General features: G+C 69.7%; 24 protein-coding genes and 1 tRNA gene. 11 read left to right on the top strand and 14 right to left on the bottom strand.

All coding sequences use genetic code 11. The features are described from left to right. Window positions 1-58: 58 nt before the first annotated feature. From ACQP09_RS15475 to ACQP09_RS15465, 3 genes are all read right to left on the bottom strand, one after another. A complete protein-coding gene (locus tag ACQP09_RS15475; protein WP_030295294.1) occupies window positions 59-748 on the bottom strand; it encodes a DUF488 family protein, N3 subclade in 690 nt (229 codons plus the stop codon). Window positions 749-991: 243 nt separating this feature from the next. Further along, a tRNA-Pro gene (locus ACQP09_RS15470) sits at window positions 992-1,065 on the bottom strand. A gap of 99 nt (window positions 1,066-1,164) precedes the next feature. Then, the gene (locus ACQP09_RS15465; RefSeq protein WP_366422447.1) at window positions 1,165-2,103 is read right to left on the bottom strand and encodes a metallophosphoesterase; all 939 of its coding nucleotides are present in this window, start codon (window positions 2,101-2,103) and stop codon (window positions 1,165-1,167) included. Between the two features lie 79 nt (window positions 2,104-2,182). Between ACQP09_RS15465 and ACQP09_RS15460 the strand changes: the two genes are divergently transcribed. Next, window positions 2,183-2,647, top strand: coding sequence for a GatB/YqeY domain-containing protein (locus ACQP09_RS15460; protein WP_432151640.1), 465 nt, complete (start codon window positions 2,183-2,185; stop codon window positions 2,645-2,647). Window positions 2,648-2,749: 102 nt separating this feature from the next. Here the strand turns inward: ACQP09_RS15460 and ACQP09_RS15455 are convergent, their stop codons facing one another. Beyond that, the gene (locus tag ACQP09_RS15455) at window positions 2,750-5,005 is read right to left on the bottom strand and encodes a transglycosylase domain-containing protein (RefSeq protein WP_433399772.1); all 2,256 of its coding nucleotides are present in this window, start codon (window positions 5,003-5,005) and stop codon (window positions 2,750-2,752) included. A 661-nt stretch (window positions 5,006-5,666) separates the two neighbouring features. On the opposite strand from ACQP09_RS15455, the gene ACQP09_RS15450 reads away from it, so the two are divergent. Continuing rightward, window positions 5,667-6,017 (top strand): WhiB family transcriptional regulator, encoded by a 351-nt coding sequence (locus tag ACQP09_RS15450; RefSeq protein WP_018489477.1) that lies wholly within the window; start codon window positions 5,667-5,669, stop codon window positions 6,015-6,017. A gap of 58 nt (window positions 6,018-6,075) precedes the next feature. On the opposite strand, the gene ACQP09_RS15445 is transcribed toward ACQP09_RS15450, so the two are convergent. Further along, a complete protein-coding gene (locus ACQP09_RS15445) occupies window positions 6,076-7,518 on the bottom strand; it encodes an ArsA family ATPase (RefSeq protein WP_433399767.1) in 1,443 nt (480 codons plus the stop codon). Then, complete coding sequence (locus tag ACQP09_RS15440) at window positions 7,515-8,489, bottom strand: ArsA family ATPase (protein ID WP_433399764.1); 975 nt, start codon at window positions 8,487-8,489, stop codon at window positions 7,515-7,517. The genes ACQP09_RS15445 and ACQP09_RS15440 overlap by 4 nt, the downstream gene beginning before the upstream one ends. Before the next feature lie 72 nt (window positions 8,490-8,561). On the opposite strand from ACQP09_RS15440, the gene ACQP09_RS15435 reads away from it, so the two are divergent. The 4 genes from ACQP09_RS15435 to ACQP09_RS15420 all read left to right on the top strand — a co-directional run bounded on the left by ACQP09_RS15435 (window position 8,562) and on the right by ACQP09_RS15420 (window position 11,204). Further along, a complete protein-coding gene (locus tag ACQP09_RS15435; protein WP_003967454.1) occupies window positions 8,562-8,720 on the top strand; it encodes a DUF4177 domain-containing protein in 159 nt (52 codons plus the stop codon). Next, window positions 8,720-9,190 (top strand): RidA family protein, encoded by a 471-nt coding sequence (locus ACQP09_RS15430; RefSeq protein WP_432151404.1) that lies wholly within the window; start codon window positions 8,720-8,722, stop codon window positions 9,188-9,190. Before ACQP09_RS15435 ends, ACQP09_RS15430 begins: the two co-directional genes overlap by 1 nt. 257 nt (window positions 9,191-9,447) lie before the next feature. Next, on the top strand, window positions 9,448-10,377 hold the full coding sequence (locus tag ACQP09_RS15425; RefSeq protein WP_433399759.1) for an NUDIX hydrolase: 930 nt from the start codon (window positions 9,448-9,450) through the stop codon (window positions 10,375-10,377). After that, a complete protein-coding gene (locus tag ACQP09_RS15420; RefSeq protein ID WP_433399756.1) occupies window positions 10,374-11,204 on the top strand; it encodes an MBL fold metallo-hydrolase in 831 nt (276 codons plus the stop codon). Before ACQP09_RS15425 ends, ACQP09_RS15420 begins: the two co-directional genes overlap by 4 nt. Window positions 11,205-11,315: 111 nt before the next feature. Here ACQP09_RS15420 and ACQP09_RS15415 read toward each other — a convergent pair whose 3' ends face one another. Further along, complete coding sequence (locus ACQP09_RS15415; protein ID WP_003967450.1) at window positions 11,316-11,990, bottom strand: Crp/Fnr family transcriptional regulator; 675 nt, start codon at window positions 11,988-11,990, stop codon at window positions 11,316-11,318. A gap of 348 nt (window positions 11,991-12,338) precedes the next feature. Here ACQP09_RS15415 and nth point away from each other — a divergent pair, with 348 nt between their 5' ends. From nth to ACQP09_RS15400, 3 genes are all read left to right on the top strand, one after another. Beyond that, the gene (gene nth, locus ACQP09_RS15410; protein ID WP_433399752.1) at window positions 12,339-13,304 is read left to right on the top strand and encodes an endonuclease III; all 966 of its coding nucleotides are present in this window, start codon (window positions 12,339-12,341) and stop codon (window positions 13,302-13,304) included. A 103-nt stretch (window positions 13,305-13,407) separates the two neighbouring features. Then, window positions 13,408-14,217: an NUDIX hydrolase gene (locus ACQP09_RS15405; protein ID WP_433399750.1), complete on the top strand. Its 810-nt coding sequence runs from the start codon at window positions 13,408-13,410 to the stop codon at window positions 14,215-14,217. Window positions 14,218-14,308: 91 nt separating this feature from the next. After that, window positions 14,309-15,508, top strand: coding sequence for a MarP family serine protease (locus tag ACQP09_RS15400; RefSeq protein ID WP_432151409.1), 1,200 nt, complete (start codon window positions 14,309-14,311; stop codon window positions 15,506-15,508). 124 nt (window positions 15,509-15,632) lie between these two features. Here the strand turns inward: ACQP09_RS15400 and ACQP09_RS15395 are convergent, their stop codons facing one another. From ACQP09_RS15395 to acs, 5 genes are all read right to left on the bottom strand, one after another. Beyond that, window positions 15,633-15,851: a hypothetical protein gene (locus ACQP09_RS15395; RefSeq protein WP_404062181.1), complete on the bottom strand. Its 219-nt coding sequence runs from the start codon at window positions 15,849-15,851 to the stop codon at window positions 15,633-15,635. Window positions 15,852-15,966: 115 nt separating this feature from the next. Next, window positions 15,967-16,980 (bottom strand): alpha/beta fold hydrolase, encoded by a 1,014-nt coding sequence (locus ACQP09_RS15390; RefSeq protein WP_433399745.1) that lies wholly within the window; start codon window positions 16,978-16,980, stop codon window positions 15,967-15,969. Then, a complete protein-coding gene (locus ACQP09_RS15385) occupies window positions 16,977-17,513 on the bottom strand; it encodes a phage holin family protein (protein ID WP_432151411.1) in 537 nt (178 codons plus the stop codon). Before ACQP09_RS15385 ends, ACQP09_RS15390 begins: the two co-directional genes overlap by 4 nt. 40 nt (window positions 17,514-17,553) lie before the next feature. Then, window positions 17,554-18,960: a Na+/H+ antiporter NhaA gene (nhaA, locus tag ACQP09_RS15380; RefSeq protein ID WP_433399742.1), complete on the bottom strand. Its 1,407-nt coding sequence runs from the start codon at window positions 18,958-18,960 to the stop codon at window positions 17,554-17,556. Window positions 18,961-19,179: 219 nt separating this feature from the next. Beyond that, the gene (gene acs, locus ACQP09_RS15375) at window positions 19,180-21,177 is read right to left on the bottom strand and encodes an acetate--CoA ligase (protein WP_433399739.1); all 1,998 of its coding nucleotides are present in this window, start codon (window positions 21,175-21,177) and stop codon (window positions 19,180-19,182) included. 396 nt (window positions 21,178-21,573) lie between these two features. Between acs and ACQP09_RS15370 the strand changes: the two genes are divergently transcribed. Then, on the top strand, window positions 21,574-22,920 hold the full coding sequence (locus ACQP09_RS15370) for a hypothetical protein (RefSeq protein WP_433406607.1): 1,347 nt from the start codon (window positions 21,574-21,576) through the stop codon (window positions 22,918-22,920). Window positions 22,921-22,985: 65 nt separating this feature from the next. Here ACQP09_RS15370 and ACQP09_RS15365 read toward each other — a convergent pair whose 3' ends face one another. Then, window positions 22,986-23,981 (bottom strand): ATP-binding protein, encoded by a 996-nt coding sequence (locus tag ACQP09_RS15365; RefSeq protein WP_433399736.1) that lies wholly within the window; start codon window positions 23,979-23,981, stop codon window positions 22,986-22,988. Window positions 23,982-24,083: 102 nt separating this feature from the next. Between ACQP09_RS15365 and ACQP09_RS15360 the strand changes: the two genes are divergently transcribed. Beyond that, window positions 24,084-24,908, top strand: a complete 825-nt coding sequence (locus tag ACQP09_RS15360) for an oxidoreductase (RefSeq protein WP_433399733.1) — start codon at window positions 24,084-24,086, stop codon at window positions 24,906-24,908. Window positions 24,909-25,466: 558 nt separating this feature from the next. Here ACQP09_RS15360 and ACQP09_RS15355 read toward each other — a convergent pair. After that, a complete protein-coding gene (locus ACQP09_RS15355; RefSeq protein ID WP_432151415.1) occupies window positions 25,467-26,312 on the bottom strand; it encodes an HAD family hydrolase in 846 nt (281 codons plus the stop codon). Window positions 26,313-26,716: the final 404 nt, after the last annotated feature.

The raw sequence follows: 26,716 nt of genomic DNA, 5'->3' as shown, positions 1-26,716 counted from the left end.
TGATTGGACGAGAGGCATGCACCGCTGGCAAGGGCGCCTGCGAAAGCCGGGGGCGAAGTCAGGCCAAGGGATTCACGGGCACTTGGACCCGGCTGCGGACCGTCTCCAAGACGACCTGCCGGTGACAGCGACTCTCGTCCTTCTCGAAGCACAGCACCGCGACCCGTGACGCTCGGGCGTGTTCTGCCAGGCGGTCGAGGTCGGCCTGCGCCTCTTGGGATCGCAACAGGCCACGGAAGCGCGCGCACCCCACTTCGACGCGGCCGTCCCAGAAGGGCTCCCGATTGTCCTTCGGATTACCCAGGCCACGAAGGTGCGTGTACTCGATGCCGGCTTCGGCCAGAGCCTCCCCGAGGCGGGTCTTACTGAAGCCCTTCTTGCGGCTGATCGGGGTGAGCCGTACGTCCGCTACGACACCGATGTGACTGTCGACGAGAGAGGCGACGAATGAGTCGATGTCTCGGCCTTCGTATCCGGCTGACCAGAGACCGGGAGTAACGGGCGGGACCTGGGTCACCCGGAAAAGATCATCGAGGGAGATGGAAAGAGCCTCAGCCACCGCGCCGACGGTGAAGAAACCTGGCTGGATCGCTCCCTCGCTCTCCAGGCGGCGCAGCGTTACGGCGGCGATACCTGCTTCTTTGGCCAGCCGTTCACGCGTCCACCCGCGGTCCTCCCGTAACGCCCGTACTCGCTGGGCAAGCGCATGGGCGGGGCCTTGAGGAGGAGCTGAGCGATGACCTGCCATGTGCGGTGTTCCTAACGACCGTTGGGGCGGCCCGCCGCGGCGTTCCTGGTCAGCTACGAGCCCTGGATTCGCGAACGCGCAGGTCCGAGAGCGCTTGGGCGTCACTCATCCTGCGGCACTGGAGACCGGTCCTGGGAGAAGCCGACCAAGATCTTCTCCCAGATTTCTCCCAAACGATCTCCAGGAACCACTCAGGGGCCTGACCCGCTCTGCGGATCAGGCCCCTGACCTGGTACTTCACTGTCGGGGTGGCGGGATTTGAACCCACGACCTCTTCGTCCCGAACGAAGCGCGCTGCCAAGCTGCGCTACACCCCGATGTCCACCGGTCTCCCGGCGACATCGATTACTTTAGCCCACCTGCGCCCGGAGGCGAAATCCGCTTTCTCCGGGCCCGGCCTCCGCCCCGCGAGAGCGTCACTCCCGCCCCGTCAGCGTCAGCAGGGTGACCTCCGGTGGGCAGGCGAAGCGGACCGGGGTGTAGCGGTTGGTGCCGCAGCCTGCGGAGACGTGGAGGTAGGCGCGGTGGCCGCCCGCCGTGTGGGTGGACAGGCCCTTGACCCGGTCGGTGTCCAGGTCGCAGTTGGTGACCAGGGCCCCGTAGAAGGGGATGCACAGCTGGCCGCCGTGGGTGTGGCCGGCCAGGATCAGGGGGTAGCCGTCGGCCGTGAAGGCGTCCAGGGAGCGCAGGTACGGGGCGTGGACCACGCCGATGGAGAGGTCGGCGCCGGTCTCGGGGCCGCCCTGGACCTCGGCGTACCGGTCGCGCTTGATGTGCGGGTCGTCCAGGCCCGTGAACGCGATCTCCATGCCGTCCAGCTTCAGCCGGCCGCGGGTGTTCGACAGGTTCAGCCAGCCCGCCTCGTCGAAGGCGTCCCGCATCGGCTCCCACGGGTTGTGCACCACGCCGACCGCGGGCTCGTTGCCGTTGAGGCCGTGCTTGCCCTGCACCTTCTCCAGGAGGTAGCGGCCCGGGTTGCGCAGCTTGGGCCCGTAGTAGTCGTTGGAGCCGAAGACGTACACCCCCGGGAACTCCATCAGTGGCCCCAGCGCGTCCAGCACCTCGGGCACCGCCTCCGGGTCGGAGAGGTTGTCACCGGTGTTCACCACGAAGTCGGGGCGCAGGCCGGCCAGCGACTGGAGCCAGGCGCGCTTCTTGCGCTGCCCGCTCACCATGTGGATGTCGGACACCTGGAGGACGCGCACCGGACGGGCACCGTGCGGGAGCACCGGAACGGTGACCCGCCGCAGGCGGAACGAGCGGGCCTCGAATCCGGCGGCGTAGGCCAGGCCGGCGGCACCCACCGCTGCGCCGACTGCCGTGACTTTCAGGGGTACTCCGTAGCGTGCGCGCATGGGCCCATCGTCGCAGACGCGGTGCGGCGAGCGGAAAACCGGAGGGCGGCGGGCGCCCCGTACCTGTCACAATCACGGCATGACCACGCTCAAGTCCAAGCTCAAGGAAGACCTCCACACGGCCATGAAGGCGCGTGACGAGCTGACCTCGTCCACCCTTCGGCTCACCCTCACCGCGATCACCAAGGAAGAGGTCAGCGGCACGTCTGCGCGTGAGCTCTCCGACGACGAGGTGCTGAAGGTGATCGCCAAGGAGGCGAAGAAGCGCCGCGAGGCGGCCGAGGCGTTCGCCCAGGGCGGTCGGACCGAGCAGGCGGAGCGGGAGAAGGCGGAGGGCGAGCTGCTGGACGGCTACCTCCCCAAGCAGCTCACCGACGACGAGCTGAACGCGATCGTGGCGTCCGCCGTCGAGGAGGCCAGGGCCGCCGGCGCCGAGGGGCCGCGCGCCATGGGCGCCGTCATGAAGATCGTCAACCCCAAGGTGGCCGGTCTCGCCGAGGGCGGCCGCGTCGCCGCCGCGGTGAAGAAGCTCCTCGCGGGCTGACCGTACAACGTACGAACGGGTGACCGTACCAACGTACAAAAGGGTGGGGCGCCCCGGTCCGTCGACCGGGGCGCCCCACCCTTCGTATGCCGTACGTGCAGGTCAGGGCCCGGACCTGCCGCCGCCCCGCTGGTCGTCATCGCCGCCGCCGGAGCCGCCGATCAGGCCGCCCGGGAGCTGGATGCCGCCGGGGCGGTCGGAGCCGGGCTTGCCGTCCTCGCGGTCCTCGTCGCCGCCACGGTCACCGTCGCGGTCGCCCTTCTCCTTGTCCTCCTTCTCCTTCTCCTTCATCCGGGGGACGGAGACGGGGTTGAACTGCGGAGTTTCGGAGGCGTCCAGCGCGCCGGTCATCGCGATCCTCCAGATCGGACCGGGGAGGCAGCCACCGCAGACCTTGTCGTAGTACTGGCCGCCGATGGTGACGCCGAACATCGAGCTCTTGTCGCCGATGTCGTCCCCGACCCACACCGCGGTGGACAGGTTCGGCGTGTACCCGACGAACCAGGCGTCCTTGCGGTCGTTGGTCGTGCCGGTCTTGCCCGCGTTGTCCCGGTCGCTCAGACCGGCCTGGATACCGGTCCCGTCCTCCACCACGCCCTTGAGCATCTGGTTGATGGTGTCCGCGGTCTTCTCGCTCATCGCCCGCGAGCACTTCGACTGGGGGACCTTGAGCTTTTTGCCGTTCGGGTCGGTGATCGACTCGATGGCGATCGGCGTGCAGTATGTGCCCCGGTTGGCGAACGCGGCGTACGCGCCGGCCATGGAGAGCGGGGTGCTCACCTCACTGCCGAGGGTGATCGAGGGGGCTTCGACGATCTTCTTGCCGTCGCCGCGCTCGTAACCGACCTTCTTCGCCAACTCCACCGTCTCGCAGAGGCCGGCCTTCTGCTCCAGCAGCGCGAAGTAGGTGTTGATGGACTTGCCGAGCGCGCTCGTCATGTCCCAGGAGCCCTTCTCGGACTCCAGCTCGTTCTGCAGGGGCCACTCCGCGTAGCCCGCCGGGGAGCCGGTGCAGTTCCGGAAGTCCTTCTCCTGGAGGGTGATCTTCCAGTCCGTCGAGAACGACGTCGCCGGGGAGATGCCCTTCTCCAGCGCCGCCGCCGCGGTGAACGGCTTGAAGGTCGAGCCGACCTGGAAGCCGTAGGTGCTGCCGCCCATCTTGTTGCTGACGGACAGGTTGAGGACGGTCTCGTTCTGCTTCTGGTCCAGGCCGTACGGGCGGGACTGGCCCATGGAGAGGATCTTGCCGCTGCCCGGCTGCACCTGCACCACGGAGGCCGCGAACTTGTCGTCCTTGTTGACCTTCGCCGTCGCGGCCTCGTTGGCGGCCTTCTGGGCGCGCGGGTCGAGCGTGGTCCTGACGGTGAGCCCGCCGAGGTTCCAGAGCTTGGAGCGCTCCTCCTCGGTCTTGCCGAACGCCGGGTCGGTCAGGATCGTCTTGCGTACGTAGTCGCAGAAGAAGCCGGAGCCGCTGACGGCCGTGATGCAGCCGTTCTTCGGCTTGCTGACCTTCAGCTTGATCGGCGTCTCCATGGCCTTGTCGGCCTCGGCCTGCGTGATCGCGCGGGTGGCGGCCATCCGGGTGAGCACGGTGTTACGCCGCTTGGTGGCCTCCTCCGTGTCGTTGACCGGGTCGTAGCGGGTCGGCGACTGGACGATGCCGGCGAGCAGCGCGGCCTCCTCCACCTTCAGGTCCTTGGCGTGCTTGGAGAAGTACCGCTGGGACGCGGCCTCGACGCCGTACGCCTGCTGACCGAAGAAGGTGATGTTGAGGTAGTTCTCCAGGATCTTCTTCTTGCCGAGCTCTTCCTCGACCTGGATCGCGTACTTCAGCTCGCGGACCTTGCGGCCGAGCGTCTGCTGGGTGGCCTGCGCGACCTTCTCCTGGTCGTCGCCGGCCTCCTCGACGAACACGTTCTTCACGTACTGCTGGGTGAGGGTCGACGCGCCCTGCGCGGTCCCGCCCGTCTGTACGTTGCGGTTCATCGCGCGCAGGATGCCCTTGAGGTCGACCGCCCCGTGCTCGTAGAAGCGGGAATCCTCGATCGCGATGATCGCGTCCTGCATGTACGGGGAGATGTCCTTGAGCGGGACCACCGTGCGGTCGCGCGAGTAGACCGTCGCGATCGCCCCGCCGTCGCGGTCCAGGATCGTGGTCCGCTGGCTGAGCGGCGGAGTCTTGAGGTTGGAGGGGATCTCGTCGAACCCTTCGACCGTCCCCTTGGCGGCGAGCCCCAGCGCTCCGGCTGCGGGCAGCGCGATGCCTGCCAGGACAGCTCCGGAGAGTGCGGCGACACCGAGGAACTTGGCGGCCTGCTGGGTCGTGGTGAGACCCCCGCCCGAGCGCTTCTTTGGCATGAGGGCAGCCTAATCCGTAGTTATGAGCGTTCTGTAGGAGCGGGGGCCTCTCGGAGCGTTCGCGTACCAAGCCGTGACATCCGGGTGCGTTGCGTAGGCATCCAGGTGCGGTTACGGGGTCGCGGAAGCGCTCGCGGACCCGGTACGGAGGACGGCACGGCGAAGGAAGCGGCCGAACGGCCCACCTATAGGAAACAGCCCCCAGGGCCCCTACAGGAAACGGCACACCCACAGGAGGCGCCTACGTTCTCATTCGCCGGACAGGCGCACAGGCCTTGGCCTAAGCTGCTCTCAACTGTCACAGCAGTCCGGTTCCGTATCAACCCCCCTGCGGCCCCATGCACCTCTTCTGGTCATTCTTCTCCCGGCCGACGCACAGCTGAATCGCACATCGCGGCGCTCCCGAAAACGCCCCGTGTGTCACTGAAGGTCCGTTGCCATTCGGGTGTACTGTCCCGATTTCGCGAAGTTAATCGCGCATGTCTTCCCCTCACTCCCCTGGGTGATCTGCCGCATACGCATAGTCCGTTCGGACCATTCAAGATTGGGCCCGAAGGGGGTGTTGTGCTGTCCCCACCTTCCGTAACGTCCTCAACTGGCAGCGGTGAATATGCCGCTACCGCCGTGGGGGAGCCTCGATTCGGGAGAGGACGGCGCCGGCATGGGCTGGGTAACCGACTGGAGTGCGCAGGCAGCCTGCCGCACTACCGATCCGGATGAACTGTTCGTACAAGGGGCAGCGCAGAACAGGGCCAAGGCGGTGTGCACCGGATGCCCGGTGCGGACCGAGTGCCTGGCCGACGCGCTGGACAATCGCGTCGAGTTCGGCGTGTGGGGCGGAATGACGGAGCGGGAGCGCCGCGCACTGCTGCGCCGCCGGCCCACCGTCACGTCCTGGCGCCGTCTGCTGGAAACCGCACGCAGTGAGTACGAGCGGTCCACCGGCATGCTGCCCGCGGTGATCGGGCTGGAGGACGACGAACTGCAGGAGACGTACGCCGCTGTGGGGTAGGGCGGCCGCGGGGCCGACCTCATGAAGCGGGGGCGCTCGGGCGGCGCGCTGCGGAGGGTTACGCGGCTCCGGACGGAGTGTTCGGGGCTGAGCCGGACGCCAGGCGGTCGCCGATGGCCCGCAGGCCGTCCAGGTCGTGCACATCGCCGGGCAGCGCGGCCACCGCGGTCACCGGGACCTTGGGGTGCAGTTCGGTGAAGCGGTCACGTGTGTGCTGTTCGCGCGCGACGACCTGCATGCGCTCGGCATGCAGCCGCAGCAGACCTGCCGTCAGTTCGTCGACGTCCAAAGGGGTTTCGGCACTGTCGTCCGTCGTGTTCTGCGCATGCGGCTCGTGCTTGTCCTCGGGGCTGTTGCCGTGGTCGCGGTCGTGTTCTCCGGTGTTCTCGGGCTCGGGGGAGAGCGGCGGCGCGGTGGCTTCGGGGTCGGAGGCCTTCCGGTCACCAAGGCCAGCTTTCCCGGCCGTCTGATCCACAATGCGGGCGTCGTCAAGATTTTCTGCGGCGGTCAGCGCCTGCTCGGCGGAGAGCCGGGAAGCTTCGCTGCCGTGCGCCCGGTTGAGGACGAGACCGGCGAGCGGCATGTCCTCCGCGGCCAGCCGCTCCACGAAGTAGGCGGCCTCGCGCAGCGCGTCCCGCTCCGGCGTCGCGACCACGAGGAACGCGGTCCCGGGGGCCTGGAGCAGCTTGTACGTGGCGTCCGCGCGGCTGCGGAAGCCGCCGAACATGGTGTCCATCGCGGCGACGAACGTCTGCACGTCCCGCAGGAACTGGCCGCCCAGCAGCTTGCCCAGCGTCCCGGTCATCATCGACATACCGACATTGAGGAACTTCATCCCGGCCCGGCCGCCGACCTTCGCGGGCGCCATCAGCAGCCGGATGAACTTCCCGTCCAGGAACGAGCCGAGCCGCTTCGGCGCGTCCAGGAAGTCCAGCGCGGAGCGGGAGGGAGGGGTGTCGACGACGATCAGGTCCCACTCGTCGCGCGCCCGCAGCTGCCCGAGCTTCTCCATCGCCATGTACTCCTGCGTACCGGCGAACCCGGCCGACAGAGACTGGTAGAAGGGGTTCTCCAGGATCGCGCGGGCCCTCTCCGGATCCGCGTGCGCCTCCACGGTCTCGTCGAAGGTGCGCTTCATGTCGAGCATCATGGCGTGCAGTTCGCCCTCGCCCGCGACGCCGTCGACCCGGCGCGGAACGTTGTCCAGCTGGTCGATGCCCATGGACTGCGCGAGCCGACGGGCCGGGTCGATGGTGAGGACGACGGCCTTCCGGCCGCGCTCGGCCGCCCGGACGCCGAGGGCCGCGGCCGTCGTCGTCTTGCCGACGCCGCCGGAGCCGCAGCAGACGATGATCCGGATGGCCGGGTCGTCGAGCAGCGCGTCGGTGTCCAGCCCGGGAAGCTCCTCCGCGACCGTGACCGTACCTCTGGACCCGCCCGTACCCCTGGACCCGCCTGTACCTCTGAACCCGCCCGTGCTCCTGGACCCGTCCGTACTCATGAATCCGCCCCTTCCCCTACGCCCTGTTTACGGAGCTCCGTGGCCAGGTAGTGCAGTGCGGCCGGATCCACTCCGTCGCCGATCAGCGGCAGCTCGGCGGTCGGCAGGCCGAGTCCGGCCAGTACGGCGCGCTGCTCGCGCTCCAGGCCGACGCGCTGGGCGTGCTCGGAGGCCTGCTCGATCAGAGGCCGTACGAGGGCGGCGGAGCCGGTCACACCGGCGCGGGTCAGCGTCTTGGCGATCTCCTTGCGGCGGCCGGTCGCGGCGGTGCGCAGGGTCTCCTCGTCGACCAGGTGCGGGCGCACCATGTTCACGATGACGCGGCCCACGGGCAGCTCGGCGGCGCGCAGTTCGGCGATGCCGTCCGCCGTCTCCTGGACGGGCATCTCCTCCAGGAGGGTCACCAGGTGGACCGCGGTCTGCGGGGACTTCAGGACCCGCATCACAGCCTGGGCCTGGTTGTGTATCGGGCCGATCCTGGCCAGCCCGGCCACCTCGTCGTTGACGTTGAGGAAGCGGGTGACGCGGCCGGTCGGCGGGGCGTCCATGATCACGTAGTCGTAGACGAACCGGCCCTGCTTGTCCTTGCGGCGTACGGCTTCGCACGCCTTGCCGGTCAGCAGGACGTCCCGGACCCCGGGCGCGATGGTGGTGGCGAAGTCGATCGCGCCGAGCTTCTTGAGCGCCCGGCCCGCGCTGCCGAGCTTGTAGAACATCTGGAGGTAGTCGAGGAGGGCCTGCTCGGCGTCGATCGCCAGGGCGTGCACCTCGCCGCCGCCGGGCGCGACGGCGATCCTGCGCTCCTCATAGGGCAACGCGTCGGCACCGAAGAGCTGCGCGATGCCCTGTCTGCCCTCGACCTCGACGAGGAGGGTACGCCTGCCCTCGGTGGCGAGGGCGAGCGCGAGGGCGGCGGCGACCGTGGTCTTACCGGTACCGCCCTTGCCGCTGACGACCTGGAACCTGCTCACGTATTCGAGCCTAACCAGTCAGGCCCCGGCCTACGCACGGGACCGTACGTGCCAGGCGTTACAGTCAGGCCCATGACCAAGTGGGAATACGCGACCGTGCCCCTTCTCGTGCACGCGACGAAGCAGATTCTGGACACCTGGGGCGAGGACGGCTGGGAGCTGGTCCAGGTCGTTCCCGGCCCGAACAACCCCGAGCAGCTCGTGGCCTACCTGAAGCGGGAGAAGGCGTGATGGCGGGCGCCGTCGAGGCTCGTCTCGCCGAGCTCGGACTGACCCTGCCCGGTGTCGTGCCGCCGCTGGCCACGTACCAGCCGGCCGTGCAGTCCGGTGTGTACGTCTACACCTCGGGCCAGCTCCCGATGGTCGACGGCAAGCTCCCGGTCACCGGCAAGGTCGGCGCCGAGGTGACGCCGGACGAGGCGAAGGAGCTGTCGCGGACCTGCGCGCTCAACGCCCTGGCCGCCGTGAAGTCGGTCGCCGGTGACCTGGACCGGATCAAGCGCGTCGTGAAGGTCGTGGGCTTCGTCGCCTCGGCCGCCGACTTCACCGGGCAGCCCGCCGTCATCAACGGTGCGAGCGAGCTGCTGGGCGAGGTCCTCGGCGACAAGGGCGTGCACGCGCGCAGCGCCGTGGGCGTCGTCGTGCTGCCGCTGGACGCGCCGGTCGAGATCGAGATCCAGGTCGAACTCGACGAGGCCTGAGCCGTACGAACACCCTTCTCGGCGTTCCTCCCGATCCCGTCCGGTCACCGACCGGGCGGGATCGCGTGTGTACGGGCATGCGCGTGTCTGCGGGACACGGCCGTGTGTACGGGCATGCGCGTGTCTACGGGACACAGCCGTGCGTACGGGACATGCGCGTGTCCACGGGACGTGCGCGTGTGTACGGGACATGTCGGCTCCCTGTGGTGATCACGGAGCCCCTCGAACATCGGCGCGGTTCCGGATAGCCTCCGGCCATGTCCCAAGGTCAGTGGTACCCACCGGAATGGCCCGACCGGATCCGGGCGCTCGCCGCCGGTGAGCTGACGGCCGCGACACCCAGGCGGGCCGCCACCGTGATGCTGCTCCGCGATCCGGCGCCCCGGGCCGCGACGCCCGGCCCTGTGGTGCACATGCTGCGCCGGCGCACCTCCATGGCGTTCGCCGGAGGCGCGTACGCCTACCCGGGTGGCGGCGTCGATCCGCGCGACGACGACCGGCTGATCGGGTGGGCCGGGCCCTCCCTGGAGCGCTGGGCGGCCCGGCTCGGTGTGGCGACGGTGACCGAGGCGCAGGCCATCGTCTGTGCGGCGGTGCGCGAGACCTTCGAGGAGGCGGGCGTCCTGCTCGCCGGAGAGAGTGCCGGGACGGTGGTCGGCGATACGACCGGGGCCGACTGGGAGGCCGACCGTGAGGCGCTGGTCGCCCGGGACCTGTCCTTCGCGGAGTTCCTGGACCGGCGCGGGCTGCTGCTCCGCTCGGACCTGTTGGCCGCCTGGGCGCGCTGGATCACGCCGGAGTTCGAACCGAGGCGGTACGACACCTGGTTCTTCGTCGCCGCACTCCCTGAAGGCCAGCGCACTCGTGCCGTCTCCACCGAGGCGGACCGTACGGTGTGGATCGCGCCGGCGGAGGCGGCCCGCCGCTACGACCTCGGCGAGCTGCTGATGATGCCGCCCACCGTGTCGACGCTGCGGGCCCTGACGCCGTACAGGACGGCCGCCGAGGCGCTCGGGGCGGCGGATGTCCAGGACCTGACTCCCGTACTCGCGCAGGCGCGTCTGAAGGGGGATGAGCTGGTGCTGAGCTGGCCGGGGCACGACGAGTTCACCAAGCACGTACCCACGGCGGCCGAGCGTTCCACGGCGGGCGGGAGCTCCACGGGGGAGAGCGGCGGTGCGGGATGAGCGACGCGGCCGCCCTGCCGGGACAACCGCGCGGAACCGTGTCCTCCGGGCCCGCGACCATCCGTACGGTCAACGTCCTCGCGCCGAACCCGTCCGCGATGACGCTGGACGGCACGAACACCTGGATCGTCGCCGAGCCCGACTCCGATCTCGCGGTGGTCATCGATCCCGGGCCGCTCGACGACGGCCACCTGAGGGCGGTGATCGACGCGGTGGAGCGGTCCGGGCGTCGCGTCGCCCTTACTCTGCTCACGCACGGCCATCCTGATCACGCGGAGGGTGCGGGGCGGTTCGCCGAGCTGACGCGGACGAAGGTACGGGCCCTGGACCCGGCGCTGCGGCTCGGGGACGAGGGCCTCGGCGCGGGCGATGTGATCACCACGGGCGGTCTGGAGCTGCGGGTGGTGCCGACGCCGGGCCACACCGCCGACTCGCTCTCCTTCCATCTGCCCGCCGACCGGGCGGTGCTGACGGGCGACACGATCCTCGGCCGCGGTACGACGGTGGTCGCGCACCCGGACGGGCGGCTCGGCGACTACCTGGACTCGCTGCGGCGGCTGCGCTCGCTGACGGTGGACGACGGCGTGCACACGGTGCTGCCGGGCCACGGGCCGGTCCTGGAGGACGCACAGGGGGCCGTGGAGTTCTATCTGGCCCACCGCGCGCACCGGCTGGCCCAGGTCGAGACGGCGGTGGAGGCGGGCCTCCGTACGCCGTCGGAGGTGGTGGCCCGGGTCTACGCCGACGTGGACCGCTCCCTGTGGCCGGCCGCCGAGCTGTCGGTACGGGCGCAGCTGGAGTACCTCGCCGGGCACGGGCTCATCTAGAGCGGCCGTGTGAACGTCATAGAGCCCCGCGGATACGTAAGGGCTCCGCGTACGTAAGGGCCCCGCGCCGGCCGGACGTACTCCGGTCGGCGCGGGGCCCTTCGCGTCAGGTCAGCGCGAGCGCTTCGCGAGGCGCTCCACGTCCAGCAGGATGACCGCGCGGGCCTCCAGCCGCAGCCAGCCGCGGCCCGCGAAGTCCGCGAGGGCCTTGTTGACCGTCTCGCGGGAGGCGCCGACCAGCTGGGCCAGCTCCTCCTGCGTGAGGTCGTGCACGACGTGGATGCCTTCCTCCGACTGCACGCCGAAGCGGCGCGACAGGTCCAGGAGGGCGCGGGCGACCCGGCCCGGCACATCGGAGAAGACCAGGTCGGACATCTGGTCGTTGGTCTTGCGCAGGCGCCGGGCGACCGCGCGCAGCAGCGCGGTGGCGACCTCGGGCCGGGCGTTGAGCCAGGGCTGCAGGTCGCCGTGGCCGAGGCCGAGGAGCTTGACCTCGGTCAGCGCGGAGGCGGTCGCCGTACGCGGGCCGGGGTCGAAGAGCGAGAGCTCACCGATCAGCTCGCCGGGGCCGAGCACGGCCAGCATGTTCTCGCGCCCGTCGGGCGAGGTGCGGTGGAGCTTCACCTTGCCCTCGGTGACCACGTACAGGCGGTCACCCTGGTCGCCCTCGTGGAAAAGCGCGTCGCCGCGCGCGAGGGTCACCTCACTCATCGAGGCGCGGAGCTCCGCGGCCTGCTCGTCATCGAGCGCCGCGAAAAGCGGGGCGCGCCGCAGAACGTCGTCCACGAGTTCTCTCCTTGTCGGCCTGTTCAGGGAACCGTGGTCCCCATCATGCCGGACGGTAAAACAGTGCGATCAATCACAAACCAGTTTGACGCACGGGCGTGCCGGTCCCTACGGCAGGGGCCGATCGGGGGTGGATACGCGGTGACCGGGGCGGTTGTCAGTGGCTGGCTCTAGGCTGGCCGGGTGTCCAGAATGCCGGGGAGTACGCGGTCCGAGGGGGCTGATGGGGTGTCGGGAAGGCGCGATTCCGCTGTGGGCGAACACCCCCCGGTTGGCTCGGAGAGTGGAGCGAATGGCTCCCCGGGAGGGCCGGGGAAGCCGGTCCCGAAGTCGGCCAGGAGGTCCGCAGTGACATCGTCAGAGTCCGGTACGACGCCCAGGACCTCGGCCGCGCCGAAGAAGCCCCGGGCCACCAAGGCGTCGACGACACCGAAGGCGTCCAGGACGTCCACGAAGGCGTCCAAAGCGGCGCCTGAAGAATCCAAGGCACCCAAGACGTCTTCGGCATCCAGGGCGTCTTCGGCACCCAAGGCGCCGAAGATCCCCAAGGGCGAGTCGCACCTCGCGCTGGTCCGCCGCGCCCGCCGGATCAACCGCGAGCTCGCCGAGGTCTATCCGTACGCCCATCCCGAGCTGGACTTCCGCAACCCCTTCGAGCTGCTCGTCGCCACGGTCCTCTCCGCCCAGACCACCGACCTGAGGGTCAACCAGACCACTCCGGCGCTCTTCGCCGCTTATCCGACGCCCGAGGACATGGCGGCGGCCGTCCCGGAGGAGATGGAGGAGCTGATCCGGCCGACCGGCTTCTTCCGGGCCAAGACCCGGTCGCTCCTCGGCCTCTCCGCCGCGCTGCGGGACGACTTCGGCGGCGAGGTGCCGGGCCGCCTGGAGGACCTGGTCAAGCTGCCCGGCGTCGGCCGTAAGACCGCCAACGTGGTGCTGGGCAACGCCTTCGGTGTTCCCGGCATCACCGTGGACACGCACTTCGGCCGCCTGGTCCGGCGCTGGAAGTGGACGGACGAGGAGGACCCGGTGAAGGTCGAGGCGGTGATCGCCGACATCTTCCCGAAGAGCGAGTGGACGATGCTCTCGCACCGGGTGATCTTCCACGGCCGCCGCATCTGCCACGCCCGGAAACCGGCCTGCGGCGCCTGTCCGATCGCGCCGCTCTGTCCTTCGTACGGTGAGGGCGAGACCGACCCCGAGAAGGCCAGGAAGCTGCTGAAGTACGAGATGGGCGGCTATCCGGGCCAGCGGCTCAGCCCGCCCGCCGACTTCCCGGGCAAGCCCGCTCCCGCTCTGGGAGCCGCATGAGGGAGTGCCGCAGCGAGCACCCTCCCGACGGGACCACGAAATGGCTCGGAACGAAATGGCCGACGACAGGCGTTGTGAAACCAGGCGAACGAGGGGGGTGCCGATGACGCACACGCACACCGAGAACACGCATACGGACATGGACACACACGCGGACACCCACACGGACAACCCTGCGCGCGGCCACCAGGCCGACCCCCGCACGGGCGCCCACGCGGCCGACACCCACGCACCCGACACCCGTGCGGCTGTCGACGTGACCACCGCCGGTCTGCCCGCCTGGCTCGACCCCGTGGCCGAGGCCGCCCGCAGCGTCCGTCCGCACCAGCTCAGCCGCTTCCTGCCGCCCGAGAGCGGTGCGGGCAGGCAGTCCGCCGTCCTCGTCCTCTTCGGCGAAGGAGCGCGCGGCCCGGAGCTGCTGCTGATGGAGCGTTCCGGCACCCTGCGCTCCCACGCCGGACAGCCCTCCTTCCCCGGCGGCTCGCTCGACCCCGAGGACGGCGACCAGGCCACCACCGGGCCGCTGCGGGCCGCACTGCGCGAGGCCGAGGAGGAGACCGGCCTCGATCCCCGAGGCGTCCAGCTCTTCGGCGTGCTGCCCCGGCTCTACATCCCGGTCAGCAGCTTCGTCGTGACGCCCGTCCTCGGCTGGTGGCGTGCGCCCAGCCCGGTCGGGGTGGTGGATCCGGCGGAGACGGCCCGGGTCTTCACCGTGCCCGTGGCGGATCTCACCGACCCGGCCAACCGGGCCGTGGCCGTCCATCCGAGCGGCCACACCGGCCCGGCCTTCCTGGTCGAATCGGCCCTGGTCTGGGGATTCACGGCCGGAGTGATCGACCGGATCCTGCACTACGCGGGCTGGGAACGGCCCTGGGACCGGGCGAGACAGGTGCCGCTCGACTGGCGCGCATGACACGCTGGCTGTCCTGCTGCGCTGTACCGGGCCCGGCCCGGACCCCGTCACCCCCGACGGGCCAGGTGACGAAACTGCGAGGCTATCGACGGTGAACGTGCTGGACATCCTGCTGCTGCTCGCCGCCGTATGGTTCGCGGTCATCGGCTACCGACAGGGTTTCGTCGTCGGCATCCTGTCGGTGATCGGCTTCCTCGGCGGCGGCCTCGTCGCCGTCTATCTGCTGCCGATCATCTGGGACCGGGTGACCGAGGGGGCGGAGGTCTCCACCGCGACCGCCATCGGCGCGGTCGTCATCGTCATCGTCTGCGCCTCGATCGGCCAGGCCTTCACCACGCACCTCGGCAACAAGCTCCGCCGACACATCACCTGGTCGCCCGCCCGCGCGCTGGACGCCACCGGCGGCGCTCTGGTCAACGTGGTGGCCATGCTGCTGGTCGCCTGGCTGATCGCGCTGCCGCTGGCCCGCACCTCGCTGCCGACCCTCGGCAAGGAGGTCCGCAACTCCTCGGTCCTCCTCGGGATCTCCCGGGTGATGCCCCAACAGGCGCCGCCCTGGTTCCGGGACTTCTCCTCCGTCCTCGCGCAGAACGGCTTCCCGCAGGTCTTCAGCCCCTTCGACAACGAGCCGATCACCGACGTCAAGCCGCCGGACCCGGCACTGGTCGGGAGCCCGGTCGCCGCCCGCGCCAAGAAGTCGATCGTCAAGGTCGTCGGTACGGCTCCGAGCTGCGGCAAGGTCCTCGAAGGCACCGGGTTCGTCTTCTCCGACCGCCGTGTGATGACCAACGCCCACGTCGTCGGCGGCGTCGACGAGCCGACCGTGCAGATCGGCGGTGAGGGCCGGCTCTACGACGCCAAGGTGGTCCTCTACGACTGGCAGCGCGACATCGCCGTCCTGGACGTCCCCGACCTCAAGGCCACGCCTCTGGAGTTCACGGACGACGACGCCCGGACCGGCGACAGCGCGATCGTCGCCGGCTTCCCGGAGAACGGCGCCTACGACGTACGCTCCGCCCGCGTCCGCGCCCGTATCGACGCCAACGGCCCCGACATCTACCAGCGCGGCACGGTGCTCCGCGACGTCTACTCCCTCTACGCGACCGTGCGCCAGGGCAATTCGGGCGGCCCACTGCTCACTCCGGACGGCAAGGTGTACGGAGTGGTGTTCGCCAAGTCGCTCGACGACCCCGACACCGGCTACGCGCTGACGGCCGACGAGATCCGCGAGGACATCGAGATCGGCCGCGCGGCCAACCAGCAGGTCGACAGCCAGGGCTGCGCCCTCTGAGACGGGACAGTCAGGGCTGCGCCCTCTGAACCGGGTCAGGCCCTGAAAGACCCCCGCCGGTCAGCGCATGCGGATCGGCGGGGGTGAGGTGGTCGGAAAAAAGCGTCAGGGGAGTCCGGGGAGGTCAGCTACGGGGATGGCGCAGCCGCGCCGAGACCCAGCGGGCCCGACGGCGGAGAATGCGCGAGATCCCGAGCCGGTGGTTCCCGAGCCGGTGGTGGTGAAGGTCCTGCACATCGTGCACCCGGCCCAGAGGGCCGCCCCCCTCATGAATGCTCGCACCGGCTGTGGCGGTGGAGCGGCGGTTGCGTGCTTCGTCAGTGAAGTCGTGCGTCCAGCCCATACCCCGACGTCTGCCCGTGACCCAAGGTCGGTAATCGTGCGCGCGTCAGCCAATTGGCTTATGCGGCAGGCAAGTGGCTGTTCGTCGGACAGGTGTGCCCCTGGCGGGGTTGCGGCTACCGGTCGGGCTCAGGATCCTTGAGCCAGTTGATGAGTTCGGTGGAGAAGCCGATCGGATCCTCCTCGTGCGGGAAGTGGCCGACACCGTCGAAAAGTCGCCACCGGTAGGGCGCCTCGACGTACTGGCCGGACCCCGCCGAACTCCGCGTCCGGACCGCCGGATCGAGGGACCCGTGCAGGTGCAGCGTGGGTACGCGGACGGGCCGCTTCATCCGCCGGTTGAACTGGACCCCGTCGGGACGCGCCATCGAGCGGACCATCCAGCGGTACGGCTCGATCGAGCAGTGGGCGGTCGACGGGATGCTCATGGCCCGCCGGTAGACGGCCAGGGTCTCCTCGTCCGGGAACTCCGGGGTCCGCGGCCCGGCCCACTCCTGGACCAGCCGGCCCACCAGGTCGGCGCCGTCCGCGACGAGCTGACGCTCCGGCAGCCAGGGCCGTTGGAAGCCCCAGACGTACGAGCCCGCCCGCGACTGCGCGAAGTCGGACAGCATCGACGAGCGCCAGCGGCGCGGGTGGGGCATGGAGGAGACGGCGAGCCGCCGCACCAGCTTGGGCCGCATCACGGCGGCCGTCCAGGCGAGGTAGCCGCCCAGGTCGTGGCCGACCAGGGCCGCGTCCGGCTCGCCGAGGGAGCGGATCACCCCGGTGACGTCGAGCGCCAGGTTGGCGGGGTCGTAACCGCGCGGCGTCCGGTCGCTGCCGCCGACGCCGCGCAGGTCCATCGCGACGGCCCGGAAGCCCGCGTCGGCGAGCGCGGGCAGCTGGTGGCGCCAGGTCCACCAGAACTGCGGGAACCCGTGCAGCAGCAGGACCAGCGGCCCTTCACCCATTTCGGCGATGTGGAACCGCGCCCCGTTGGCCGCCACATCGCGGTGGGTCCAGGGGCCGTCGAGCCGTACGGGGCCTCCGGCACCGGCCGGGCTCATCGATGAGCCCGCCGGGCCGGCCGAACCCTGCGGGCTCGCCGAATCCGCCGGGCCGAATGCGCTGGAATCGGGAACCGTCATGTGGACGAGCGTGCCACAGCGGAGGCCCTGTCCTTACCCGGCGGCAGGCTCTCCACGCCCGTACCGGCCGCGAGGCTGGAGCCGGAGCGCCGGAGGATCGCGTCGGCCTCGATGGCCGGACGCGGGTGCGGCTTCGCCTTCTGCAGGACGGCGGCGGTCTGCTTGGCGGAGGCGATGGACTTCTCCGGCGGCTTGATCTTCTTGAACTTCCGCAGGCCGATGAACCCGATCAGGGCGGCCAGCAGGATGAAGGCGCCGGCCACGATCAGGAACGACCACGCCAGGCCGAGACCCAGGTTGTGGATCCCGTACGCGGCGGCGAAGCTCAGCATCGGCATCGTGAAGAGGAGCAGCACTCCCGCCGCGATGAAGGCCGCGCTGCCGATCGCCCCGCGCTTGACGTCCTGGCGCACCTCCGCCTTCGCCAGGGCGATCTCGTCGTGCACCAGCGCGGACATCTCGGCCGTCGCCGCGGCGACCAACTGCCCGATGCTGCGGTCCGCGCTGCCCACGTAGTTGCCGGGGTCGCTCATCCCTGACTCCCTCTCCGTCTTCGACACACCTGATGTCAGATCATGCCGGACTGTCCGGCTCGTTGCTCGTTGCCCCCGCCTGTTCGGCGCGATGGCGGTGTTCGGCCGCCTTCTTCTCGTAGATCGCGGCCATCCGCAGGTGGTACCCCGGATCGTCCTGTTCATAGACGTCGGGCACCCCGGAAGCGTCCTCGTCCAGCTCTTCGGCGTCGAAGAGGGCGCGGTACCGGCGTACGCGCATCCTGAGCAGCACGCAGGCGAGCAGGGCCGAGACCAGCGAACCGATCAGGACGGCAGCCTTGATCTCGTTGGTCATCTCCGCATCGTCCGAGAAGGCGAGTTCGCCGATGAGGAGGGAGACGGTGAAGCCGATGCCCGCCAGGGAGGCGAGTGCGAGGACGTCGGCCCAGGCCAGGTCCTTGTTCAGTTCGGCCTTGGTGAAGCGGGCTGCGAGATACGTTCCGCCGAAGATGCCGAACGTCTTGCCGAGGACCAGCCCGAGGACGACGCCGAGGGTCTCCGGCCTGGTGAAGACGCCCGCCAGAGCCTCTCCGCTCATGGTCACCCCGGCCGCGAACAGTGCGAAGAGCGGGACGGCGACCCCGGCCGACACCGGGCGGACGAGGTGTTCGATGTGCTCTCCGGGGGAGTGGGCTTCACCCTCGCGGCGGCTGCAGCGCAGCATCAGCCCCATGGCGACACCGGCGATGGTGGCGTGGACGCCGCTGTTGTACATCAGGCCCCAGATCGTCAGGGCCAGAGGGACGTACACGTACCAGCCCCGGACCTCGAAGCGGAGCAGCAGATAGAAGGCGGCCAGGCCGACGACAGCTCCACCGAGCGCCAGGAAGTTCAGGTCCGACGTGAAGAAGACCGCGATGATCAGGATGGCGAAGAGGTCGTCGACGACGGCCAGCGTGAGCAGGAAGGCCCGCAGTGCGGACGGCAGCGAGGCCCCGATCACCGCGAGGACGGCGAGCGCGAAGGCGATGTCCGTCGCGGTCGGCACGGCCCAGCCGGCAAGGGAGCCGCCACCGACGACCACGGTGAGTGTGTAGACGAGAGCGGGCACCGCCATGCCGCACAAGGCCGCCACTACGGGCAGGGCAGCGGCCTTGGGGTCACGGAGCTCGCCGGCGACCAGCTCTCGCTTCAGCTCGACGCCTGCGACGAAGAAGAACACGGCGAGCAGTCCGTCGGCCGCCCAGTGCGCCACAGAAAGGTCCAGGCCGAGAAAGCCCGGACCGAAGTGGAAGTGGCTCACGGAGTCGTACGAGCCGCCGAAGGTGTTCGCCCAGACGAGTGCCACGACGGCCGCGACCAGGAGGAGCACACCGCCCACCGTCTCGGTGCGTAGGGCTTCGGCGACGTAGTTCCGCTCCGGAAGCGGAAGCCGTCCCATCAGGGTGTGGCGGGGCGGAGAGGGAGAGGGGGTGGGCGGGGCCACGAGGGAGTCCTCCGGATCTGTACAGCGAAAATGGCATGGATGATGACACATGCCGACCAGACTTCCCGGCGCCCCTGTGGAGATCTGTATGAAGTTATGACTGGCAGGGCCCACTCTACCTGGGGCTCTTCAACCTCTACCCGATGATCACCCCGGTAGACGCCGATGGGCACCCGGCAGGTCGCCGGGTGCCCATCGGCACTGCCACGGAAGGCGCTTTCAGTCCTCGGAGGAGGAGGACGGCAGCTGGGTGGTGATCAGGTCCATCACCGAGGAGTCGGTGAGCGTGGTGACGTCGCCCAGCTCGCGGTTCTCGGCGACATCGCGCAGCAGGCGGCGCATGATCTTGCCCGAGCGGGTCTTCGGCAGCTCGGCGACCGGCAGCACGCGCTTCGGTTTCGCGATCGGGCCGAGCGTGGCGCCGACGTGGTTGCGTAGCTCCGCCACCAGCTCGTCGGAGGCGGTCGCGCTGCCGCGCAGGATCACGAACGCGACGATGGCCTGGCCGGTCGTCTCGTCGTTCGCACCGACCACGGCCGCCTCGGCGACCGACGGGTGGGAGACGAGCGCCGACTCGACCTCGGTGGTCGAGATGTTGTGGCCGGAGACGAGCATGACGTCGTCGACGCGGCCGAGCAGCCAGACGTCGCCGTCCTCGTCCTTCTTGGCGCCGTCGCCCGCGAAGTACTTGCCCTCGAAGCGCGACCAGTAGGTGTCGAGGAACCGCTGGTCGTCGCCCCAGATGGTGCGGAGCATGGACGGCCACGGCTCGGTGAGGACCAGGTAGCCGCCACCGCCGTTCGGTACCTCGTTCGCCTCGTCGTCGACGACGGTGGCGGCGATGCCCGGCAGGGCGCGCTGGGCGGATCCCGGCTTGGTCTCGGTGACGCCCGGCAGCGGCGAGATCATCATCGCGCCGGTCTCGGTCTGCCACCAGGTGTCCACGATCGGGCACTTGTCGGCGCCGATGTGCTTGCGGTACCACATCCACGCCTCGGGGTTGATCGGTTCACCGACCGAACCGAGGACCCGGAGGCTGCTCAGGTCGAACTTGGCGGGGATGTCGTCACCCCACTTCATGAACGTACGGATCGCGGTCGGCGCGGTGTAGAGGATCGTGACGCCGTACTTCTGCACGATCTCCCAGAAGCGCCCTTGGTGCGGGGTGTCGGGCGTGCCCTCGTACATGACCTGGGTGGCGCCGTTGGCCAGCGGCCCGTACACGATGTACGAGTGGCCGGTCACCCAGCCGACGTCGGCGGTGCACCAGTAGACGTCGCTCGAAGGCTTGAGGTCGAAGACCGCGTGGTGCGTGTATGCCGCCTGGGTGAGGTAGCCGCCGGAGGTGTGCAGGATGCCCTTCGGCTTACCCGTCGTGCCCGAGGTGTAGAGGATGAAGAGCGGCTGCTCCGCCTCGAACGCCTCGGGGGTGTGCTCGGCGGACTGGCGCGCGGTGATCTCGTGCCACCAGACGTCGCGGCCCTCGGTCCAGGCGTTGTCCTGACCGGTGCGGCGGACGACGAGGACGTGCTCGACGGTCTTGATACGGGAGACGGCGTCGTCGACCGCGGGCTTGAGCGCGGAGGGCTTGCCGCGGCGGTAGCCGCCGTCGGCCGTGATGACGACCTTGGCGTCCGCGTCCTGGATACGGGCGGCGATGGCGTCGGCGGAGAAGCCGCCGAAGACCACCGAGTGCGTGGCGCCGATGCGGGCGCAGGCCAGCATCGCGACGGCGGCCTCGGGGATCATCGGCAGGTAGACGGCGACCCGGTCACCCTTGCTGACGCCCAGTTCGGTCAGCGCGTTGGCGGCGCGGGAGACCTCGTCCTTCAGCTCCGTGTAGGTGATGGCGCGGCTGTCGCCGGGCTCGCCCTCGAAGTGGATGGCGACCCGGTCGCCGTTGCCCGCCTCGACGTGCCGGTCCACGCAGTTGTACGCGACGTTCAGCTTGCCGTCCGCGAACCACTTCGCGAAGGGCGGATTGCTCCAGTCGAGGGTCTCGGTCGGCTCGGTCGCCCACGTCAGGCGGCGGGCCTGCTCGGCCCAGAAGCCCAGCCGGTCCGCCTCGGCCTGCTCGTACGCCTCTGCGGTGACGTTGGCGTTGGCGGCCAGAGCGGCAGGTGGAGCGAACTTCCGCTCTTCCCGAAGCAGGTTGGCCAGGCTCTCGTTACTCACGACTTCTCCCAGTCCCAGGGTGTCCGTTGTGTCCCGGGGCATAGCTCATCAGGCGCGGGGCCGGGTGACAAGTGTCTGCCGGGAATTGGTTTAGACCTGTGTCTTCGTGTATGGAAGCATGATCCCGCTCCGCTGGTCAGGACGGCTTTACGACGCGTGTTGGTGGTGTTTGGCGCAAAGTCGCTGCGCGGAGTGGGGTCATCAGGTCTCACGGTTCCGGGGGCTGTCCGGTTCAGAGCCGCCGGGGGCCTGTGCCGGGGCCGGGCTCCTCGGGTCGGCGGTTCGCCTGTGCAGCATTCGGGTCAGTTCCGCGCCCATTCCAGTGAATAGGCAGCTTTTCATTCGGTATGTCGTCCTCTTCCCGCCGGGCCGCGTGCGAGTTTGGCCGCGCCGTGTCGGCACTCAACGCAGATGACCTGCAAGGAAGAGGGTGGGCGGATGATGGCCGCCACGAAGAGGATCGCCTCGGGCGTCATGACCACGGCGCTGGTCGCCGTACTCGCGGGCTGCTCCGGTATGGGATCCGGAGGTTCCGAGCCGGGCGGGGCCGGTGCCGGCGCGGAGAAGGGGGCCCACGGCGCGAAGGAGAACGCTCCGGAGGCCGCCGCACCGAAGGGCGCCGTCAAGCTCATCGGGGACGGCTCCACCGCCTTCACCGGAGTCCAGCCGAAGGTGCCGGCCGCCCAGCGCCTGGCGCCCGGTCAGAAGCCGCCGCAGTTCGTGGTGTTCTCCTGGGACGGCGCCGGAGAGGACAGCCAGAAGCTCTTCTCGCACTTCCGCGGCGTCGCCAAGAAGTACAACGCCACCATGACGTACTTCCTCAGCGGTGTGTATCTCCTGCCTGAGGAGAAACGATCCCTCTACGCTCCGCCGCAGCACTCCGCGGGCCGCTCGGACATCGGCTTCAACGACACCGAGGGCATCCGCGACACCCTCGCCGAGGTGCGCGCCGCCTGGAAGGACGGCAACGAGATCGGCACCCACTTCAACGGCCACTTCTGCGGCCCGGACCGCGGTGTGGGCACCTGGTCCGTCGAGGACTGGAAGAGCGAGATCAGCCAGGCGAAAGCTTTCGTCAAGAACTGGAAGACCAACGCGCCGGAGCTGAAGGGCGAGGCCCCGCTCCCCTTCGACTACGACCAGGAGCTGATCGGCGCCCGCACCCCCTGCCTGGAAGGGCAGAAGAACATGGTCGCCGCAGCCCGTGACATGGGCTTCCGCTACGACTCCAGCGGCGTCGGCAACCAGGTCTGGCCCAAGAAGAAGGACGGCGTCTGGGACATTCCGCTCCAGCTCGTCCCGATGCCCGGCCGCGCCTTCGAGACGCTCTCGATGGACTACAACTTCATGGTCAACCAGTCCGGTACGAAGACCCAGGGCGACCCGTCCCAGCACGAGTACTGGGGCAACCAGATGCGCGACGGCCTGCTCCAGGCCTTCGACCGCTCGTACGACGGCAACCGGGCGCCGCTGATCATCGGCAACCACTTCGAGTCCTGGAACGGCGGCACCTACATGCGCGCCATCGAGGAGACCATCGCGAAGGTGTGCACCAAGGAGGAGGTCCGCTGCGTCTCCTTCCGGCAGCTCGCGGACTGGCTGGACGCGCAGGACCCGCAGACGCTGGCCAAGCTCACCACGCTCGGCGTCGGCGAGGCGCCCAAGGGGGGCTGGAAGACCTACCTCGGCGCCCAGGCCGCCGCCGCCCCGAAGGCCGAGAAGGGCAGGGCCGGCTCCGAGGCCGGCTCCGAGGGCGGAGAGCCGGCGCCCCGGAACGCGGGCTAGCGGCCCCCCTTCCCGTCACCCCGTTCGTAGGCGGTCGGGGTGACGGGAAGAAGTGGCGCGGCGGGTCAGGAGGGTGCCGGGACGCCCGCTCCCGCCACCCGCTCACCGAGGACGAAGGAGGGGTCGACCTGGGCTGCCAGGTCGGCGCCCGTCTTCTCGTTGCCCCAGCTCTCCGCGTTCTTCAGGTGGAAGTGCACCATCTGCCGGGTGTAGCGCTCCCAGTCGCGCAGCTCGTGCGAGTCCTCGGCGGCGTCCTGGAGGGCCTGCAGCGCCATCCGGTTGTCCGCCTCCAGCAGCTCGAACCGGGACGGCCGACCCTTCTCCATGGACCGCACCCAGTCGGAGTGGCCGACTCCGATCAACAGGTCGTCGCCGACCTCCGCGCGCAGGAAGTCCAGGTCGTCCGGGCCCTGCACCTTGTTGCCGACGACCTTCAACGCGACGCCGAAGTCCCGCGCGTACTCCTTGTACTGGCGGTACACCGACACCCCCTTGCGGGTCGGCTCCGCGACCAGGAACGTCATGTCGAACCGCGTGAACATCCCCGAGGCGAACGAGTCCGACCCCGCCGTCATGTCCACCACCACGTACTCGTCCGGGCCGTCGACGAGATGGTTCAGGCAGAGCTCCACGGCCCCGACCTTGGAGTGGTAGCAGGCCACCCCGAGGTCGGACTCCGTGAACGGGCCGGTCGCCATCAGCCGGATGTCCCCGTCGTCGAGCCGGACCGTACGCGCACAGGCGTCGAAGATCGGGTTGTCCTCGCAGACCCGCAGCAGCTGTGAGCCCTCGCCGGGCGGAGTCGTCTTGATCATCGTCTCGGCGGAGGCGATACGGGGGTTGGTGCCGCGCAGGTAGTCCTTGATGAGGGGGAGGTGCGCACCCATGGCGGGCAACGCGGCGGCCTCCGCCTCGTCGAGGCCGAGCGCGGCCCCCAGGTGCTGGTTGATGTCGGCGTCGACGGCGACGACATGGGCTTCATTGGCGGCGAGGTGGCGGATGAAGAGCGAGGACAGCGTGGTCTTACCGCTGCCGCCCTTCCCGACGAAAGCGATCTTCATGTTCACCTAGGGTAGTGGGTCGATCGCGCTGCGCTGTCGATGTTCGTGAAGCTGGCCACGTGAGGGCGGTTCGGGTGTAGGGGGCGCGTAGCCTCGCTCCTTATGAGTACGACTGCCTCAGACCCGCTCGCCACGCTCGGTTCCCTGCCCGGAGTGCCCGACGCGGTGGACTCCGTACGCAAGGCCGTCGACCGGGTCTACGGTCACCGCGTCATGCGCCGCCGCAGCAACGAGGTCACGGCCGAGGCCGCACTGCGAGGCTCCCGGGGGTCGGCGGCGCTCGCCGGTGCCGACTGGAACCTGGAGGAGGTGCGCCGGCGCACCGACTTCAGCGGTGAGGACGAGGCGCGCACGGTCGGAGCCGCGCTGCGGCTCACCGCGGAGGCCGGGCAACTGCTCTCCATCTGGCGGCAGTCGCCACTGCGGGTGTTGGCCCGGCTGCACCTGGTGGCGGCCGGCGGGGCCGCGTCCGACGACGAGGTCGGCCGCCCGCGGCTGGCCGGGGAGTCCGTCGACGAGCCGCTGATCGAGGCGCCGCTTCCCGGTGCCGACGAGGTGGCCGGACGGCTCGAAGGGCTCTCGCAGTTGATCATCGCGGGCTCCGCCGCCCCGGCCCTGGTGACGGCCGCGGTCGTCCACGGCGAACTGCTGGCCCTACGCCCCTTCGGCTCGCACAACGGCCTGGTGGCCCGGACCGCCGAGCGCATCGTGCTGATCGGCAGCGGCCTGGACCCGAAGTCCATCTGCCCGGCCGAGGTCGGCCATGCGGAACAGGGGCGGGCGGCGTACGTCGCGGCGTTCGAGGGCTACACGACGGGCACCCCGGAAGGCGTGGCCGCGTGGATCGCGCACTGCGGGCGCTCGGTCGAGCTGGGAGTCCGCGAGTCGACGGCGGTCTGCGAGGCGCTTCAGCGCGGCGCGGCGTAGACGGCGCCCGGAGGGCTTGCGCCGGCGCGCACGTCCGGTACGCGGCGGGCGTGAACCGGTCCGGGGAAGGGTTGCGGCGGTACCGGAACGCGGTACCGCCGCTGGCACGTCCGCCCAGTTACCAAGCGTCCTCGTAAGTTGCCCATCAGGTCGGGTGCTTTGCCCGTCACCTGGTGCGGCTGGCCCGTAATCGACGGGTCGACGTCGCGTGGGTGCTCGGCTTTCGTGCGCGGTCCGTGGGGCCGTCACTGCGTTACAGGTCATCCTCACGGATGTCCTTGGTCTCGCGGGCCGTTGAATCCTTTGTACTCCAGGACAGTGGGAAGGGAAACCCCTGGGTCCACTTCTTTACTTTTATGCTCAATCAAGGGCGAATCGGGCGGTGGTGGCGTCCGAGGGGCGATGGCCGCGCCCCTCGGACGTGTACCGCCGCCTCGGCCTCGTGGGCCGCCCGCAGTCCTCGGGTCCTCTCGGCCCGCCTCGGCCTCGCAGACGGGCCTGCGGGTCTGGGTGGGCCGCCTGTAGGCCTCGCGGCACGTCTCGTCCTCGCGGACCGCCTCAGCCGGGCAGCGCCGAGGCGGCGGTACGCCGACGGCTGGCGTACCAGACGAGCCCCGCCGTGACGGCTGCGGCTCCGACCGCCGCGGCGGCCACCAGGGCCGGGCGTGGCGGCATGGAGAAGTCGGGGAGCCGCTGCTTCAGCCGGACCGGGCGGTTGAAGACGAGAATCGGCCACTCGCGAAGGGTCGCTTCGCGGCGCAGCGCGCGGTCCGGGTTGACCGCGTGCGGGTGGCCGACCGCTTCCAGCATCGGTACGTCGGTCGCCGAGTCGCTGTAGGCGTAGCAGCGCGAAAGGTCGTACCCCTCCGAGACCGCGAGCGCCCTCACCGCCTCGGCCTTGGTCGGCCCGTAGGCGTAGTACTCGATCTCTCCGGTGAAGCAGCCGTCGTCGCCGACGACCATGCGCGTGGCGACGACACGGTCGGCGCCCAGCAGTTCGCCGATCGGTTCGACGACCTCCGCGCCGGAGGTCGAGACGATGACCACGTCGCGGCCGGCCGTGTGGTGTTCCTCGATGAGGGTGGCCGCCTCGTCGTAGATGATCGGGTCGATCAGGTCGTGCAGGGTCTCGGCGACGATCTCCTTGACCTGCTGGACGTTCCATCCTTTGCAGAGGGCTGAGAGGTAGGCACGCATCTTCTCCATCTGCTCGTGATCGGCGCCCCCGGCCAGGAACACGAACTGTGTGTACGCGGTGCGCAGTACGGCGCGGCGGTTGATCAGTCCGCCTTGGTAGAAGGACTTGCTGAAGGTCAGCGTCGAAGACTTCGCAATGACCGTCTTGTCCAGGTCAAAGAAGGCTGCTGTGCGCGGCGAGAAGCAGTTTTCCACAACGCTGAGCATAGGGGGCCGCCATTCGGCGTAAAGTCCGGTGCGTGGGTTTGCCTGAGAAGGCCCTCGGGTACACCATGGAAGTCACGGATCGTTCGCGACCGTGCTAACCCCGGTCCGGCTCCTCCCCCCCCGAGTCGGCCGTGGGGACGACCCCCGCTCTCCCCCCCGGCGGGGGTCGTCGCATGTCCGGATGCATTTCTGACGCCCGGGCCCAGTGCTCCCCTCCCTTCCGGACCCTGTCGGGCCCGCTCATGTGCGGCGTCGGCGCGAGCTTCGCCTCGTCACAGTGTGTAGCAAAAAGGCTGCGCTCCGGAAGTCGCTGGTTCGGGTGACGGAGTTATTCACAACGCCGAAGTTGTCCACAGTTTTCGAGCAAGATCCACATGTTTTTTCGTGGTGCTGCACGTTGATTC

The organism is Streptomyces sp. CA-146814 (genome assembly GCF_050942385.1).
GTDB lineage: Bacteria > Actinomycetota > Actinomycetes > Streptomycetales > Streptomycetaceae > Streptomyces.
Note: the sequence above shows the minus strand (reverse complement) of the source record. Positions and strands in the feature narration are given on the sequence as shown.

What these genes read in the sequence shown, in the direction of transcription:
- ACQP09_RS15430 (WP_432151404.1), top strand. Translation starts at nt 8,720, where the DNA reads ATGGCGGGCGCCGTCGAGGCTCGTCTCGCCGAGCTCGGACTGACCCTG.
- ACQP09_RS15355 (WP_432151415.1), bottom strand. Translation starts at nt 26,312, where the DNA reads ATGCTCAGCGTTGTGGAAAACTGCTTCTCGCCGCGCACAGCAGCCTTC.
- ACQP09_RS15370 (WP_433406607.1), top strand. Translation starts at nt 21,574, where the DNA reads ATGATGGCCGCCACGAAGAGGATCGCCTCGGGCGTCATGACCACGGCG.
- ACQP09_RS15460 (WP_432151640.1), top strand. Translation starts at nt 2,183, where the DNA reads ATGACCACGCTCAAGTCCAAGCTCAAGGAAGACCTCCACACGGCCATG.
- ACQP09_RS15420 (WP_433399756.1), top strand. Translation starts at nt 10,374, where the DNA reads ATGAGCGACGCGGCCGCCCTGCCGGGACAACCGCGCGGAACCGTGTCC.
- ACQP09_RS15395 (WP_404062181.1), bottom strand. Translation starts at nt 15,851, where the DNA reads ATGGGCTGGACGCACGACTTCACTGACGAAGCACGCAACCGCCGCTCC.
- ACQP09_RS15390 (WP_433399745.1), bottom strand. Translation starts at nt 16,980, where the DNA reads ATGACGGTTCCCGATTCCAGCGCATTCGGCCCGGCGGATTCGGCGAGC.
- ACQP09_RS15435 (WP_003967454.1), top strand. Translation starts at nt 8,562, where the DNA reads ATGACCAAGTGGGAATACGCGACCGTGCCCCTTCTCGTGCACGCGACG.
- ACQP09_RS15365 (WP_433399736.1), bottom strand. Translation starts at nt 23,981, where the DNA reads ATGAAGATCGCTTTCGTCGGGAAGGGCGGCAGCGGTAAGACCACGCTG.
- ACQP09_RS15360 (WP_433399733.1), top strand. Translation starts at nt 24,084, where the DNA reads ATGAGTACGACTGCCTCAGACCCGCTCGCCACGCTCGGTTCCCTGCCC.
- ACQP09_RS15475 (WP_030295294.1), bottom strand. Translation starts at nt 748, where the DNA reads ATGGCAGGTCATCGCTCAGCTCCTCCTCAAGGCCCCGCCCATGCGCTT.
- ACQP09_RS15450 (WP_018489477.1), top strand. Translation starts at nt 5,667, where the DNA reads ATGGGCTGGGTAACCGACTGGAGTGCGCAGGCAGCCTGCCGCACTACC.
- ACQP09_RS15405 (WP_433399750.1), top strand. Translation starts at nt 13,408, where the DNA reads ATGACGCACACGCACACCGAGAACACGCATACGGACATGGACACACAC.
- ACQP09_RS15455 (WP_433399772.1), bottom strand. Translation starts at nt 5,005, where the DNA reads ATGCCAAAGAAGCGCTCGGGCGGGGGTCTCACCACGACCCAGCAGGCC.
- ACQP09_RS15445 (WP_433399767.1), bottom strand. Translation starts at nt 7,518, where the DNA reads ATGAGTACGGACGGGTCCAGGAGCACGGGCGGGTTCAGAGGTACAGGC.
- ACQP09_RS15385 (WP_432151411.1), bottom strand. Translation starts at nt 17,513, where the DNA reads ATGAGCGACCCCGGCAACTACGTGGGCAGCGCGGACCGCAGCATCGGG.
- acs (WP_433399739.1), bottom strand. Translation starts at nt 21,177, where the DNA reads ATGCCCCGGGACACAACGGACACCCTGGGACTGGGAGAAGTCGTGAGT.
- ACQP09_RS15465 (WP_366422447.1), bottom strand. Translation starts at nt 2,103, where the DNA reads ATGCGCGCACGCTACGGAGTACCCCTGAAAGTCACGGCAGTCGGCGCA.
- ACQP09_RS15425 (WP_433399759.1), top strand. Translation starts at nt 9,448, where the DNA reads ATGTCCCAAGGTCAGTGGTACCCACCGGAATGGCCCGACCGGATCCGG.